This window comes from Sphingomonas sp. IC-56, from assembly GCF_021043375.1.
Lineage (GTDB): Bacteria > Pseudomonadota > Alphaproteobacteria > Sphingomonadales > Sphingomonadaceae > Sphingomonas.
In genome coordinates this window covers 73,148-86,975 of record NZ_JAJNDV010000009.1, presented here as the reverse complement: position 1 = coordinate 86,975, position 13,828 = coordinate 73,148, and the positions used below count along the sequence as shown (strand labels likewise).

The following is a 13,828-nucleotide window of genomic DNA, read 5'->3' as shown; positions in this document are numbered from 1 at the left end:
TCCCTCTCCCTTAGGGAAGAGGGTGAGGGAGCGGGAACTGCATCACGCAGCCGCAGCCTTGTCCGCGCACAACAGCCCAATCAGCTGCCCGAGCGTATCGCGCAACTCCTTGCGGTGGGTGACCATGTCGATCAGCCCATGCTCGCGATAATATTCGGAGGTCTGGAAATCGTCGGGCAGCTTTTCGCGGATCGTGTTCTCGATCACGCGGCGGCCGGTAAAGGCCAAAGTCGCGCGCGGCTCGGCGATCTGCACGTCGCCCAGCATCGCATAGGCCGCCATCACGCCGCCCGAGGTCGGGTCGGTCAGCACGACGATATAGGGCAGGCCGGCGTCATGCAGCATCTCGATCGCCACAGTGGTGCGCGGCATCTGCATCAGGCTCAGAATGCCTTCCTGCATGCGCGCGCCGCCCGAGGCGGTGAAGACGATATACGGCGCATGCGCCGCGATCGCCGCTTCCACGCCGGCGATGAATGCTTCGCCCACGGCCTGACCCATCGATCCGCCCATAAAGGCGAAGTCCTGCACGCCAATCACTGCCTTGCGACCATGGATCGTTCCGGAAGCGTTCAAAAACGCGTCCTGCTCGCCCGTGGCCGTCCGCGCCGCCTTCAGCCGCGCCGGATAAGGCTTTTGATCCCGGAACTTAAGCGGATCCTCGGCCACTTTAGGGCTGGGCAGCACCGTGTAGCTGTCCGCGTCGAACAGATAGTCGAAACGCCGCGCCGGCCCGATCCGTTCATGGTGATCGCAATGCGGGCAGACATATTGGTTCTGCTCCAGCTCCTTGGTGAACACCATCGTCCCGCATCCCTTGCACTTGTGCCAGAGATTGTCGGGGGTCTCGTCGGTACGCGTGGTGACGTAGGCGAGGGCGTTGCGGACGCGGCTGATCCAGCTCATGCGACTTCCTTGGGTGCGGCAGCCAATGCCGCCGATAGCGATTGGATATAGGTTCTGACCGGCTTAGGCGCAGCGGCGCCATGCTGGCCGACCAGGTCGACGATTGCCGATCCGACCACCACGCCGTCGGCGACGCGGCCGATCGCGGCGGCCTGTTCAGGCGTGCGCACGCCGAACCCGACGACGATGGGCAGATCGGTAGCAGCCTTGAGCTGCGCCACCGCGGTGTCGATCGACGCCTGCGCGGCCTGCTGCAGTCCGGTGATGCCGGCCACCGAGACATAATAGACGAAGCCCGACGCGCCGTTTAGCACCGCCGGCAGCCGCCTGGCGTCGGTGGTAGGTGTGGCCAGCCGGATCACGTCCACGCCCTGCGCCGCCAACGGCGCAAGCGTGTCGGCTTCTTCAGGCGGAATATCGACACAGATGATGCCATCCGCACCGGCCTCCGCCGCCATCGCGGCGAAGCGCGCGGGATCGGGCCGCGTCATCGTGTTGGCATAGCCCATCAGCACCAGCGGAACGTGCGCGTGCTTGGCGCGAAAGGCCCGGACGATCGCCAGCACATCCGCGGTGCGCGTGCCCGCACCCAAGCTGCGCAGGTTGGCCGCCTGGATCGCGGGGCCGTCCGCCATTGGATCAGTGAACGGCATGCCCAGTTCGATTACGTCGGCTCCACCCTCGACCAGTGCGTCGAGCACGGCGTTGGTGGCAGCCGGCGTCGGGTCGCCCGCCGTGACGAAGGTCACCAGGGCAGCGCGGCCCTGCGAACGTGCAGCGGCAAATGCGGCGGAAATCCTCGTCACAGGTCGAACCCAAGCGCACTGGCGACGGTGAAGATGTCCTTGTCACCACGGCCGCACAGGTTGGCCAGGATTACCTTGTCGTGCGGCATGGCGCGCGCAGCCTTGGCAACCGCAGCGATGGCATGGCTCGGCTCGAGCGCGGGGATGATACCCTCGGTGCGGCACAGAAGCTGGAACGCGTCCAGCGCCTCGGTGTCGGTGACGCTGGTATATTCGACGCGGCCGATATCGCGCAGCCAGGCATGTTCCGGGCCGATACCGGGATAATCGAGCCCAGCCGAAATCGAGTGCGCTTCGGTGATCTGCCCATCTTCGTCCTGAAGCAGATAGGTTCGGTTGCCGTGCAGGATGCCCGGCTCGCCGCCGGCCAGACTGGCAGCATGGCGCTTGTCGAGCCCTTCGCCCGCGGCTTCTACGCCCAGCATCGCCACATCGGCATCGTCCAAGAACGGGTGGAACAGCCCGATCGCATTGGAACCGCCGCCGATCGCCGCGACCAGCAGGTCGGGCAGCTTGCCGGTGCGCGCCAGCATCTGTGCACGCGCTTCCTTGCCGATCACCGACTGGAAATCGCGGACCAGCTCGGGATAGGGGTGGGGGCCCGCAGCGGTGCCGATGATGTAGAAGGTGTCGTGGACGTTCGCGACCCAGTCGCGAAGCCCCTCGTTCATCGCGTCCTTGAGCGTCGCCGCGCCGGAGGTCACCGGCACCACCTCGGCGCCGAGCAGCTTCATGCGGAACACATTGGGCTGCTGCCGCGCCACGTCCGTCGCGCCCATATAGATGACGCAGGGCAGGCCGAAGCGCGCGCAGACCGTCGCCGTCGCCACGCCATGCTGGCCGGCCCCGGTCTCGGCGATGATGCGGGTCTTGCCCATGCGCATCGCCAGCAGGATCTGGCCGATGCAATTGTTGATCTTGTGCGCGCCGGTATGGTTCAGCTCGTCGCGCTTGAACCAGACCTCGGCGCCCATACCCTCAGGCGCGGATTCGCGCAGCGCGTCGGTCAGCCGCTCGGCATAGTAAAGCGGGCTGGGTCGCCCGACATAATGCTCCAGCAGGTCGTCGAACTGCGCCTGGAAGGCGGGGTCGGCCTGCGCCGCGCGATATTCGCGCTCCAGGTCGAGGACCAGCGGCATCAGGGTTTCGGCGACGAAGCGGCCGCCGAACTGGCCGAAATGCCCGCGATCGTCGGGCTGGGCGCGGAAGGAGTTTGGTGTGCTCATAGCGAGCGGACGGCTTTAAGGAACGCGGCGACCTTGTCCACATCCTTGATGCCGGGCGCGCTTTCCACGCCCGAGGAAACATCGACCGAGGTGGCGCCGGTGGTGCCGATCGCTTCGGCTACATTGTCGGGGTCGAGCCCGCCCGACAGGCTCCATGGCATCGGGTGGCGGTGACCTTGAAGCAGCCGCCAGTCGAACCGCATCCCCAGGCCGCCGGGCAGCGCTGCACCTTCGGGCGTCTTGGCGTCATACAGGATGCGGTCGGCCGCCCCGGCAAGGGCCGCGGCGCTCGTCAGGTCCGCGGCGGTCTTGACCGGCACGGCCGCCCAGACCGGCAGGCGTGTGCGCGCGCGGATCGCCGCACTGCGCTGGGGGCTGGTCTTGTGCAGCTGCAACGCGTCCAGCCGTCCAGCGGCGACGGCCGCGTCGAGCAACGCATCGTCGGGATCGACGAATACGCCCAGCTTCTGCACCTGGCCCGGCACGCGGCCGGCCAGGGCCGCCGCCTGCTCGAAGCCGAGATGGCGCGGGGAGGGCGGAAAGAACACGAACCCGACCTGCGCCGCACCGTCGCGCACGGCGGCGTCGAGCGTGTCGGGCGTGGACAGGCCGCAGATCTTGGCGAGGATAGGCATGCGCCGCCTCTACGCCGATCGGGCCGGCCCTGTCACCTTACAGCGTGGCGGCGATGTCCCGGGCGGCATGATCCGGGTCCTCTGCCTGGGTGATCGGCCGGCCGATCACCAGGATCGATGCGCCCGAATCCAGCGCGGCGCGCGGCGTGACCACGCGCTTCTGGTCACCCGCCGACCCACTGGCGGGGCGCACCCCCGGCACGACGAAGAACCCCTCGGACCAGGCGGCCTTGGCAGCGGCGACTTCCTCACCCGAACAGACGATGCCGTCTACGCCCGATGCGCGAGCAAGCTCTGCTAGGCGCATAACCTGCGCATGCGGGTCGGGCGCGACGCCGATGGAGGCAAGGTCCTGGTCGTCCAGGCTGGTGAGCATGGTCACCGCCACCACCTTGGTGCCTGCCGGTGCCGCAGCCTTGGCAGCCTCCAGCATCGCCCGCCCGCCCGCGGCATGCACGGTCAGGATCGCGGGTTTGATCCCGCCCAGCGCCTCGATCGCCTTGGCGACGGTATTGGGGATGTCGTGGAACTTCAGGTCAAGGAAGATCGGCAGGCCGATCTCGGCCAGCGCCTGCACGCCGCGGCTGCCGTTCGCCATGAAGAATTCCAGGCCCAGCTTGATCCCGCCCACATGGGTGCGCACGCGGCTGGCAATGGCGCGCGCCCGCTCGAGATCGGGCGTGTCCAGCGCGACGTAAACCGGCGACGTCATGCGCGGGGCTCCGGAGCCGGCAGCTCCACCACCGGCTCGGCAGGCGGCGCGGTCACTGCCCGCAAATCGGTCAATGCACGTTCCAGCCCCGCAATGCGCTGCCGCGCGCGCCAGCGCATCGCCTGATACGCGACCATCGACGGCAGCAGGCCCAGCAGGAACACAAGGATCAGCAGGAGCGGCAGGCTGAAATCCGCGACAAGGGTGGACGACAGGCGGAGCGTAACCGTCTCATCGCCATTGTAGATCACGAATGCTGCGACGAGGCCGCCCAGCAACAGCCAGAACAGCACCTTCAGAAACCGCATTCCGCCTCCGTTCAAATCGTAACGCCTGCAACCTTAGGGCCGCGCAGCGCGCATTGCCAGTCAGCGCGGCCCGATCTCCTCGCGCAGCTGCCGGAACAGCCCGGGCACCGCAGTGAGCCGCGCTTCCTCTTCATCCAGGATCGCGTGAAACGCGCGCCGCTTGATCGCCGACACGCGCTCGCCGGCAAGTCGGTCCTCCGCCGCCAATGTGGACAGCACGATGTCGATCAGCCGGTCGGCACCATGCAGCCGCCCCCACAGATAGTCGTTCTCGCGATAGGCGCGGCTGAAGAACGCGCCGAAATTGTTGAACTGGATGCCCTTCAGCGTCGCCTGCGCCCCGCCCTGGCGGATCGCCACTGCGTCGTCCGGCGAGATGCGGTCGACGCGGATGGGGTCGAACTCGTCCATACCCTCGCCCTGGAGCAGCGGCAGCGTGGCGATGTCGAAGAAGGGAAAGCCCAGATGCGCCAGCAGCATCGGCCGCCGCAACTCCTTGGACAGGGCACTGAACCCATCCGAAAGCCGCGCATCGCTCGCGGTGTCGAGCGCGCGCAGCGCCATGCGCTCGCCGATCAGGTCCAGCACCGGCCAGGGATCCTGCGTCACGTCACGTACCGCGTCGCGCAGATCGGCAAACGGCTCGGAGCGTTTGCATTCCACGTAGCCCGCCAGCGATTCGTAAATGGCGGTCCGCATCGGCAACAGCTCGGTGCCTGCGTCGGGCGCATCGACTTCGCTTAGGCGCCGCGCCAGCAACCGCAGCCGCCGGATGCGGAAGCCCAGATCGTGACTGCGCAGAAAATCGAGCGTCTGGGGATTGGCGCCGTTGGAGATCATCGCGCCGAACCGGTCGGCACCGCGCTCGCGCACCGCTCCCGCAATCGCGGTGCGAATCTCGCGCAGGCGGTCGGGCTCGTGCCGGTCGCCGATCGTGTAGATCAGCCGCGCGAGCCGGTCGATCGTACCCTCGACCTTCAGCAGCCCATACGCCGTGTGGCCATAGCCCGCCTTCGCCGCCGCCGCGACCTGCGCGCGCCGCCGCCATGCCGCGATCCGCTTGGGCGTCGGGTAATCGAGCCACAGCGTATAGCCGAACAGCGCCTCTACCTGCGCCTCCACTTCGGCGCGGATCTCGGCGGTGATCGCCACCATCCGCTCGATCTTATCCGACCGCGCAGAGATCGCCTCCAGATTGTCGCGGATCGGCTGCGCGCGCGGCAGCTCGGACAGCGATCCGATGATCGTCTGGAAAAAGCCCGGCTTGGCGGCCTGATCGCCGTAGAAGTCGAAGCGGAAATCGGGAAACGGATCGATGAACACGAAGCGCCGGTCCACCTGCCGGCGCGACGGCCGCTCGCGCAGCGCTTCGATTGCGGGGCGAAAGGGCGCGTTGGCGAGCACCGATCCGTCGATCAGCACTGCCTTCTCGGCGCGGTTGTCCTCCCATTGCTGCGGCAGCGTCCGGGCCAGGAACGCATCGCGGCTCTCCCAGCTGTCGCCACGCTCGGCGAGCACGGTGTCGATCTCCTCCACGCCGAAGGGTGGAAAGGCGCCGGGGAAGCTCGACGTCGCCCGCGCCGCGAACGCCAACTCAGCGGAATGGGCGAGCGCCCCGGCCTCGGTGCCCCGGGCCGAGAAGGGAAACACCAGCCGATGCTCGGTCTCCAGCACCTGCTCGGGCGAATTGAGCCGGATCGTCTCAGGATGCCCGCGAAAATCGGTGACGGTGACGAACAGGTCGAGCGGCTGCCCCTCGGGCAGCAACCGGTGCGCGGTCGGGCCGTCCTGCATCGCCTGGAATGCGTCGAGTAGCATGGTGAGCAGCCGCGTGCCCCCAAAGGGCGGCTCGAACCAGCGCGAGCGGACGAACCGTTCCAGCTTCATCCGCACTTCGTCGCGGGCTTCAGCGTCGACCGTGGCGTCGATGGTTTTGCTGCGATTGGCGACGATCCAGGCGATCGGCGCGGCCCATATCTTGGCGAACCGGTGCGACGGCGCCTGCCGGGGCTCTATCAGAGCCTCTACATCGGCATGCTTCAGCCACAGCTCGGTCAGCGGTTCCAGGGATTGGCCGCTGTTGATCGCCTGTGCCAGGAAGATCGCGTTGATCCCGCCCGCGCTCGCCCCGGACAATATGTCCACCAGCACCCGCAGGTTGACGCCCGATGTTGCGCGGATTTCCTCGAGCAGCTCGCGATAGATGCCGTTGCCGTCCTCGCCCGCCTGCGCCGAACAGCTGGCACGCGCCAGCCGCCATATCTCCTTGGTGATGCCGTGCATGTAGACGGCCAGGCTGATCCCGCCATAGCAGACCAGCGCGAGCCGCAATTCCTTGTCGCGGGGTTGCACCATCAAGCGGGCTGGAGCTCGGCCCAGATCGGAAGATGGTCGGATGCGGTGCGGGCATGCAGGCTTTCGTGCACGCCGCACTCCCCGATCGCCAAATCAGGCGTGACCATGATCCGGTCGAGCCGCGCCATCGGCCGCCGCGCATGGAAACTCTTGCCGGTTGCGGCAAAGGTGAAATGCTGGCCGAAATCACGCAGGCACCCGCCTTGCGCGCTCCAGTCGTTCAGGTCGCCCATCAGCACGGTGGGATAGCTTTGCGCGCTGGCGTTAAGATGCGCGATCACCGCATGCGCCTGCCGCCGCCGCCACAGGCCCGACAGGTCGAGATGCATGCCGACGACTCGGATCACCTGGCCCTTCAGCCGAATGTCCGCCATCACTGCGCCGCGCGGCTCCAGCGCCGGCAAATGGATCGCCTCGCAATCCAGAACCTCGGCATCGCGCCGCACCAGCAGCGCGTTGCCGTGCCAACCCATCGAGCGCGCCCGCATGCCGAACATCACCGGCTTCCAGTCGCCATGCTCGGCTAGCAGGTGCGGAGTCAGCACCGCCTCCCGCGCGCCAAAGCGGCGGTCGGCCTCCTGCAAGGCGACAATGTCGGCGTCGATTTCGCACAGCACCTGCAGCGTCCGCTCGGGGCGCCGCCGCCGATCGGTGCCGATCGACTTGCGCATGTTATAACTGGCGACCTTGATCATGCGCGCCTCTTATCGGGCGCTGAGATACGGATAGGCAAGGGGGTCAGCTCGGATGCCCCTCGGCACTCTGCTGGTCGGTCGCTTCTTCGGCCGCGGCGGTCAGGCTCTGCGCGGTCAGGAGCGCGGCTTCCGGCGTCATTGCGACAGCGACGCCGTCCGGTCCGTCGAGCATGACCTGACCCTGCTCCGCAGTGGCGGTGCCGCCGGCCTTTTCCGGCGTGTTGGACAGATGGGGATGGGGCATCAACGCGCCTCTCTCGTTCCTGATGACCTGCTCGTTTGAGCTATTGGCCATCAACTCAGCGCGTTACGAAAATATCCGATGTTAGGAAGAATGTGCGGCGGTCTCAGCACCGCGCAGCCATGCGGCGACGGTTTGCGGGTATAGCCGATGCTCCTGTTCCAGAACGCGCGCGGCCAGGCTGTCGGCGGTGTCGCCGGGCAGCACGGGCACTTGGGCCTGGCCCAGCAACGCGCCGCCGTCGAGTTCTTCGGTCACGATATGCACCGAACAACCCGCTGTCGCATCGCCCGCGGCAAGGGCGCGCGCATGCGTGTCGAGCCCCTTGTACTTGGGCAGCAGCGAGGGATGGATGTTGACGATCCGCCCACGCCACCGCGCAACGAAGTCGTCGGACAGCAGCCGCATATAGCCGGCAAGCGCGATCGCCTCGACTCCAGCGTCCCGCAGCGCGGCGTCGATCGCCGCTTCATACTCGGCCTTGGGCATCCCCTTGGGGCTCTGCGCAAAGGTGGCGATGCCCTGTTCGGCGGCCCAGCCGAGCCCCGCCGCGGCCGGCTTGTCGCTGGCGACCAGCACAACTTCATAGGGGCAGTCGGCCGCGCGCGATGCTTCCACCAGCGACGCCATGTTGGAGCCGCGTCCCGAGATCAGGATGCCCAGCCGGCGCTTAGCCATTATGCGTGGCGGACCAAGGCTGGCGGGCGCTCCAGATTTCCTCGGCGCCGAATACGGTGCAGCCGCGCGGGCCTTCTTCCACCGTGCCGATGGTGAACACGGTTTCGCCGGCCTCGGTAAGCTCGCGTGCCACGCCCTCTGCCTGGTTGGCCGCAACTGCCGCCACCATGCCGACGCCGCAGTTGAAGGTTCGCGCCATCTCCTCGGGCTCGATATTCCCCTGCGCCTGCAGGAACGCCATCAGCCGCGGCAGCGCCCACGCGCCGGCATCGATCCGGGCATGGCAATCCTGCGGCAGCACGCGCGGCACATTCTCCAGCAGTCCGCCGCCGGTGATGTGCGCCAGACCGTGGATCGTGCCCTTGCGCAGCTGCGGCAACAGGCTGGCGACATAGATACGCGTCGGCGCCATCAGCGTGTCGATCAGCAGCCGTTCCTGGTCGAACACCGAAGGCCGGTTGAGCTTCCACCCCTTGTCGGCAGCCAGCCGGCGTACCAGCGAGAATCCATTGGAATGCACGCCCGTCGAGGCGAGGCCCAGCAGCACGTCGCCGGGACGGATCTTGCTGCCGTCGAGCAGGTTCTTGCGCTCCACCGCGCCGACACAGAAGCCGGCCAGGTCGTAATCGCCATCGGCATACATGCCCGGCATCTCGGCGGTCTCGCCGCCGATCAGCGCGCAGCCCGCCTGGCGGCACCCGTCGGCAATACTGGCGATCACGCGCTCGGCAACGCCCGCGTCCAGCTTGCCGCTGGCATAATAGTCCAGGAAGAACAAAGGCTCGGCACCCTGCACGATCAAGTCGTTGGCGCACATCGCGACCAGGTCGACCCCGACGCCGTCATGCGCGTCATGCTCGATGGCCAGCTTCAGCTTGGTGCCGACGCCGTCATTGGCCGCGACCAGCAGAGGATCCTCGAACCCGGCGGCCTTCAGGTCGAACAGGCCACCAAAGCCACCCAGGTCGGCGTCGGCGCCCGGGCGCCGCGTCGATCGGGCAAGCGGGGCGATGGCCCGGACCAGGGCATTGCCCGCTGCGATGGAAACGCCGGCCTGGGCGTAGGTATAGGCTTGCTCGTCGCTCATGGCGGACGCGCTTAGCGCCGGTTGAGGGAAATCGGAACTCCCTCTTGTTGATCATTACGCGCTTGGCTTCGACGCACGCCTCCGCCAAAAGAGCGCCCGCATGCAGGTTTCGCGTTCCTCCACCATTGTCGGCATCGCTGGCGCGCTCGCTCTGGCCGGCGTGGGCGGCATGGTGATGGCGCAGGGCGGCGGCGGCGCTGCCGCAGGAGTCGCGGTCGACGCCTCGGGCAGCTTCGAAGTATCGGGCGTTCGGGTCGACGTATCGGCCAAGGACGCCGACGCCGCGCGCCAGGGTGGCTGGCGCCTGGCCCAGCGCAAGGGTTGGGAGATGCTGTCGCAGCGCCTGACCGGCAAGAAGTCGAGCCTGCCCGACAGCACGCTGGATTCGCTTTCCGCTGGCATCGTGGTCGAGCGTGAACAGATCGGCCCGAACCGCTATATCGCCAGTCTGGGCGTGCTGTTCGACCGTGCCCGTGCCGGCGCTATCCTGGGCGTGTCGACTCAGGTGACGCGCTCCGCGCCGATGCTGCTCATTCCGCTGGAGTTTTCCGGCGGGGTAGGGCGCGTGTTCGAGCGGGAAACCGCCTGGATGCGCGCATGGAACCGTTTCCGCAGCGGCGGCAGCACCATCGATTATGTCCGCCTCGGCGGCACCGGCCCCGACGCGCTGTTGATCAACGCCGGCCAGACGCTGCGCCGCGGGCGTAACTGGTGGCGCACCGTGCTCGACCAATATGGCGCTTCCGACGTGCTGGTCGCCGAAGTGCAGCTGCGCCGCGAATATCCCGGCGGTCCGGTGGTCGGCATCTTCGCCGCCAATCACGGGCCCGACCGCAAGCCGATCGCCAGCTTTGCGCTGCGCGTCGACAATGGCGACGCGCTCGACACACTGCTCGACGCGGGCATCCAGCGGATCGACAAGGCGTACCAGCAGGCGCTGGCCGGCGGATTGCTCCGCACCGACGCGCTGCTCGCCACCCGGCCCCCGCGCGTGAAGAGTGAGGCCGAGAAGAAGGCCGAAGCCGAGGCAGCGGCAGAAGCGGCCGCCGCCGCCGCGGCGCCGTCCGAAACTCCCACGCCGCTGCCCAGCAGCGTGTCCACGGCCAGCTATACCGTGCAGGTCGACACGCCCAATGTCGCCGCGCTCAACGCTTCCGAATCGGCGGTGCGCGGCGTGCCCGGCGTTCGCTCGGCGGCCACTACCAGCCTGGCGCTGGGCGGCGTCTCCGTCATGCGCGTGTCGTATGATGGCTCTATCGCCGGCCTGCGGGCGGCTTTGGAGGCGCGGGGGTGGCAAGTTCAGGAAGGCGTCGGCGTGCTCCGCATCCGCCGGGCAGCAGGCCCCGCCCCGGGCGCGGCACCGCCTTCCGCGCCCGCGAACCCGAGCGCCGCAACCGGCGAATGACGCAGCTGCGCCTGCCGCTCGGCCTGCCCGAAGCGCGTGAGACGGAATTCCTGGTCAGCGACTCCAACGTGCACGCCGTGCAGCAGCTGGAGCGCTGGGCGACCTGGCCGGTGATGGCCGCGTTGCTGGTCGGCCCGCGTAAATCCGGCCGCAGCCTGCTGGCCCGCATCTTCGCAGCCAAGAGCGGCGGCCACATCTTCGACGATGCCGATCGTGCGGCGGAGACCGACGTCTTCCACGCCTGGAACCAGGCACAGCAGGAACGCCGCCCGTTGCTGATGGTGGCCGAAGCCGCGCCACCTGTCTGGGAGGTCAAGCTCCCCGACCTGCGCTCGCGCCTTGCCGCCTCGCCGCTGCTGGAGATCGGCCCGCCCGATGACGCGCTGATCCCCCAGCTCATCGAGCGCGCGTTCGAGCGCCACCTTCTCCACGCCAAGCCTGACGTCGTCGCCTGGCTCTCGCGCCGGATCGAGCGCAGCCATATCGCGATCCTGCGCGTTGCCGATGTGCTGGAGACCGAGGCCGAGCAGCGCTTGACCATTCCCATGGTGCGCCAGGTGCTCGGGAACGCCGGGCTGCTGAGCAAGTGGCAAGAAGACGAGGAACCATGACCAAAGTGCGGCCGCAAGCGATTCCGGAGCCAGAAACGGGCATGGCTGGCGACCGCTATTTCAACCGCGAGATGAGCTGGCTCGCCTTCAACCGCCGGGTGATGGACGAGGCCTGCAACCCTGCGCATCCCCTCCTTGAGCGGCTGCGCTTCCTGTCGATCTCGGGGTCGAACTTCGACGAATTCTTCATGGTCCGCGTCGCCGGCCTGCTCGGCCAGGAGCTTCAGCAGGTGGAAGCGCGCTCCGCCGACGGCCTCACCCCGGGGCAGCAGCTCGCCGCCATTTCCGCCGAGGCGAAGATCCTCGCTGACAACCAGCAAAGCGTCTGGAATCTGATCCGCGGCCAGCTGGCGGAGGCCGGCATTGAGGTGCTGGAAGCCGACGGCATCGAAGGGGCGACCCAGGACTGGCTGGAGGGGCATTTCGGCGAGCAAATCTTCCCGATCCTGACCCCCCAGGCGCTCGATCCCGCGCACCCGTTTCCCTTCATCCCCAATCAGGGGCTCAGCGTCATCTTCGACTTGGTGCGTGACAAGGACCAGGAGCCGATCCGCGAACTCGTTTTGCTCCCCACCACCATGCCGCGCTTCCTGCGCCTGCCCGGCGAACCTGCGCGCTATGTCGCGATCGAGACGGTGGTGAAGCATTTCTGGCACCTGCTGTTCCCCGGCTACACCGTCCGCGGCTCGGCAGTGTTCCGCGTCCTGCGCGACAGCGACCTGGAGATCGAGGAAGAAGCCGAAGACCTCGTCCTCACCTTCCGCAGCGCGATCAAGCGGCGCCGCCGCGGCCGGGTAATCCGCCTGGAGATGGAGGACTCGACGCCCCCCTCGCTCGAAGCCGTGCTCAAGGAGGAACTGGGCGGCAGCGAGGCGCTGCTCACCGAAACCGGCGGTTTCCTGGGCGTCGGCGATCTCGCCAAGCTGGTCGACGAGGACCGCCCCGAGCTCAAATTCTCGCTCTACACCCCGCGCTTCCCCGAGCGCATCCGGGAATATGGCGGCGACTGCTTCGCGGCGATTCGCGCCAAGGACATCGTCGTTCACCATCCCTACGAAACCTTCGACGTAGTGATCGCCTTCCTGACGCAAGCCGCGCAGGACCCAGACGTCGTCGCCATCAAGCAGACGCTCTACCGCGCCGGCAAGCAGGCCGGCGTCATCAGCGCGCTGATCGCTGCGGCCGAAGCCGGCAAGTCCGTCACTGCCGTGGTGGAGCTCAAGGCCCGCTTCGACGAGGAACAGAATCTCCTCTGGGCAACCGCGCTGGAGCGTGCCGGCGTCCAGGTGGTCTATGGCTTTATCGACTGGAAGACCCACGCCAAGATCTCGATGGTGGTCCGGCGCGAGGGCAATGGCTTCCGCACCTATTGCCACCTCGGCACCGGCAATTATCACCCGGTGACCGCGCGCATCTACACCGATCTCAGTTTCTTCACCGCCGATCCGCGCATCGGCACCGACGCGGCACAAATCTTCAATTACGTCACCGGCTATGTCGAGCCCAAGAAGCTCAAGCTCATGGCGATCAGCCCGCGCGACCTGCGCGACCGGCTTCGCGATCTGATCGAGAGCGAAATCGCCCATGCTCGTGCCGGCAGGCCCGGTGCGATCTGGGCCAAGATGAACTCGCTGGTCGATCCCGCCACCATCGAGAAGCTGTACGAGGCGAGCAGCGCCGGCGTGGAGATCGACCTCGTCATCCGCGGCATCTGCTGCCTGCGCCCGGGCGTGCCCGGCATGTCGGAGAATATTCGCGTCAAATCGATCGTCGGCCGCTTCCTGGAACACAGCCGCATCTGGGCGTTCGGCAACGGCAACGCGCTGCCCAATGACGAGGCAAAGCTGTTCATCTCCTCGGCGGACTGGATGCAGCGCAACTTCGACCGCCGCGTGGAGTTCATGTTACCGATCCTCAACAAGACGGTGCATGACCAGGTGCTGGATCAGGTGATGGTGGCCAATCTGCTCGACAACGAACAGAGCTGGTGGCTGAAGCCCGATGGCAGCTATGTCCGCGCCGACACCAGCGAAGGGGCATTCAACCTGCACCGTTATTTCATGACCAACCCGTCACTGTCAGGCCGCGGCGCTGCGCTGGAAACGCGTAAGCCCGTGCCGAAGCTTTCGCTGAAGCGCCGCCGCGCGGCCAAGGGCGCGTGAG

At 67.3% G+C, this 13,828-nt stretch carries 14 protein-coding genes; 3 read left to right on the top strand and 11 right to left on the bottom strand.

The window, feature by feature from the left end:
- Window positions 1-42 precede the first annotated feature (42 nt).
- From accD to purM, 11 genes are all read right to left on the bottom strand, one after another.
- A complete protein-coding gene (gene accD / locus LQ953_RS12845) occupies window positions 43-906 on the bottom strand; it encodes an acetyl-CoA carboxylase, carboxyltransferase subunit beta (RefSeq protein ID WP_231031300.1) in 864 nt (287 codons plus the stop codon).
- Window positions 903-1,712 (bottom strand): tryptophan synthase subunit alpha, encoded by an 810-nt coding sequence (gene trpA, locus LQ953_RS12840; RefSeq protein WP_231031299.1) that lies wholly within the window; start codon window positions 1,710-1,712, stop codon window positions 903-905. Before trpA ends, accD begins: the two co-directional genes overlap by 4 nt.
- Window positions 1,709-2,938, bottom strand: coding sequence for a tryptophan synthase subunit beta (gene trpB, locus LQ953_RS12835; RefSeq protein ID WP_231031298.1), 1,230 nt, complete (start codon window positions 2,936-2,938; stop codon window positions 1,709-1,711). The genes trpA and trpB overlap by 4 nt, the downstream gene beginning before the upstream one ends.
- Window positions 2,935-3,573, bottom strand: coding sequence for a phosphoribosylanthranilate isomerase (locus LQ953_RS12830; protein ID WP_231031297.1), 639 nt, complete (start codon window positions 3,571-3,573; stop codon window positions 2,935-2,937). Before LQ953_RS12830 ends, trpB begins: the two co-directional genes overlap by 4 nt.
- Before the next feature lie 37 nt (window positions 3,574-3,610).
- Window positions 3,611-4,285: an orotidine-5'-phosphate decarboxylase gene (pyrF, locus tag LQ953_RS12825; protein WP_231031296.1), complete on the bottom strand. Its 675-nt coding sequence runs from the start codon at window positions 4,283-4,285 to the stop codon at window positions 3,611-3,613.
- Window positions 4,282-4,593, bottom strand: a complete 312-nt coding sequence (locus LQ953_RS12820) for a lipopolysaccharide assembly protein LapA domain-containing protein (protein WP_231031295.1) — start codon at window positions 4,591-4,593, stop codon at window positions 4,282-4,284. The genes pyrF and LQ953_RS12820 overlap by 4 nt, the downstream gene beginning before the upstream one ends.
- Before the next feature lie 60 nt (window positions 4,594-4,653).
- Entirely contained in the window at window positions 4,654-6,948 is a 2,295-nt protein-coding gene (locus LQ953_RS12815) for a patatin-like protein (protein ID WP_231031294.1), read from the bottom strand.
- On the bottom strand, window positions 6,948-7,643 hold the full coding sequence (locus LQ953_RS12810) for an endonuclease/exonuclease/phosphatase family protein (protein WP_231031293.1): 696 nt from the start codon (window positions 7,641-7,643) through the stop codon (window positions 6,948-6,950). The genes LQ953_RS12815 and LQ953_RS12810 overlap by 1 nt, the downstream gene beginning before the upstream one ends.
- A 43-nt stretch (window positions 7,644-7,686) precedes the next feature.
- A complete protein-coding gene (locus tag LQ953_RS12805) occupies window positions 7,687-7,887 on the bottom strand; it encodes a hypothetical protein (protein WP_231031292.1) in 201 nt (66 codons plus the stop codon).
- A gap of 81 nt (window positions 7,888-7,968) precedes the next feature.
- Window positions 7,969-8,562 (bottom strand): phosphoribosylglycinamide formyltransferase, encoded by a 594-nt coding sequence (gene purN / locus LQ953_RS12800; RefSeq protein ID WP_231031291.1) that lies wholly within the window; start codon window positions 8,560-8,562, stop codon window positions 7,969-7,971.
- Entirely contained in the window at window positions 8,555-9,649 is a 1,095-nt protein-coding gene (purM, locus tag LQ953_RS12795) for a phosphoribosylformylglycinamidine cyclo-ligase (RefSeq protein WP_231031290.1), read from the bottom strand. Before purM ends, purN begins: the two co-directional genes overlap by 8 nt.
- A 100-nt stretch (window positions 9,650-9,749) precedes the next feature.
- Here purM and LQ953_RS12790 point away from each other — a divergent pair, with 100 nt between their 5' ends.
- Genes LQ953_RS12790 through LQ953_RS12780 form a run of 3 tightly spaced genes read left to right on the top strand, consistent with a single transcriptional unit; the run spans window position 9,750 to window position 13,827 of the window.
- Window positions 9,750-11,054 carry a heavy-metal-associated domain-containing protein gene (locus tag LQ953_RS12790; protein WP_231031289.1) on the top strand — a complete coding sequence of 435 codons (1,305 nt, stop codon included), beginning with the start codon at window positions 9,750-9,752 and terminating at the stop codon, window positions 11,052-11,054.
- The gene (locus LQ953_RS12785) at window positions 11,051-11,665 is read left to right on the top strand and encodes a chromosomal replication initiator DnaA (RefSeq protein WP_231031288.1); all 615 of its coding nucleotides are present in this window, start codon (window positions 11,051-11,053) and stop codon (window positions 11,663-11,665) included. The genes LQ953_RS12790 and LQ953_RS12785 overlap by 4 nt, the downstream gene beginning before the upstream one ends.
- Window positions 11,662-13,827: an RNA degradosome polyphosphate kinase gene (locus LQ953_RS12780; protein WP_231031287.1), complete on the top strand. Its 2,166-nt coding sequence runs from the start codon at window positions 11,662-11,664 to the stop codon at window positions 13,825-13,827. Before LQ953_RS12785 ends, LQ953_RS12780 begins: the two co-directional genes overlap by 4 nt.
- Window position 13,828: the final 1 nt, after the last annotated feature.

Excerpts from the sequence above, each read along its gene's own strand:
- accD (WP_231031300.1), bottom strand. The coding sequence starts at position 906 with ATGAGCTGGATCAGCCGCGTCCGCAACGCCCTCGCCTACGTCACCACG.
- trpB (WP_231031298.1), bottom strand. The coding sequence starts at position 2,938 with ATGAGCACACCAAACTCCTTCCGCGCCCAGCCCGACGATCGCGGGCAT.
- LQ953_RS12830 (WP_231031297.1), bottom strand. The coding sequence starts at position 3,573 with ATGCCTATCCTCGCCAAGATCTGCGGCCTGTCCACGCCCGACACGCTC.
- pyrF (WP_231031296.1), bottom strand. The coding sequence starts at position 4,285 with ATGACGTCGCCGGTTTACGTCGCGCTGGACACGCCCGATCTCGAGCGG.
- LQ953_RS12820 (WP_231031295.1), bottom strand. The coding sequence starts at position 4,593 with ATGCGGTTTCTGAAGGTGCTGTTCTGGCTGTTGCTGGGCGGCCTCGTC.
- LQ953_RS12815 (WP_231031294.1), bottom strand. The coding sequence starts at position 6,948 with ATGGTGCAACCCCGCGACAAGGAATTGCGGCTCGCGCTGGTCTGCTAT.
- LQ953_RS12810 (WP_231031293.1), bottom strand. The coding sequence starts at position 7,643 with ATGATCAAGGTCGCCAGTTATAACATGCGCAAGTCGATCGGCACCGAT.
- LQ953_RS12805 (WP_231031292.1), bottom strand. The coding sequence starts at position 7,887 with ATGCCCCATCCCCATCTGTCCAACACGCCGGAAAAGGCCGGCGGCACC.
- purN (WP_231031291.1), bottom strand. The coding sequence starts at position 8,562 with ATGGCTAAGCGCCGGCTGGGCATCCTGATCTCGGGACGCGGCTCCAAC.
- purM (WP_231031290.1), bottom strand. The coding sequence starts at position 9,649 with ATGAGCGACGAGCAAGCCTATACCTACGCCCAGGCCGGCGTTTCCATC.
- LQ953_RS12790 (WP_231031289.1), top strand. The coding sequence starts at position 9,750 with ATGCAGGTTTCGCGTTCCTCCACCATTGTCGGCATCGCTGGCGCGCTC.
- LQ953_RS12785 (WP_231031288.1), top strand. The coding sequence starts at position 11,051 with ATGACGCAGCTGCGCCTGCCGCTCGGCCTGCCCGAAGCGCGTGAGACG.
- LQ953_RS12780 (WP_231031287.1), top strand. The coding sequence starts at position 11,662 with ATGACCAAAGTGCGGCCGCAAGCGATTCCGGAGCCAGAAACGGGCATG.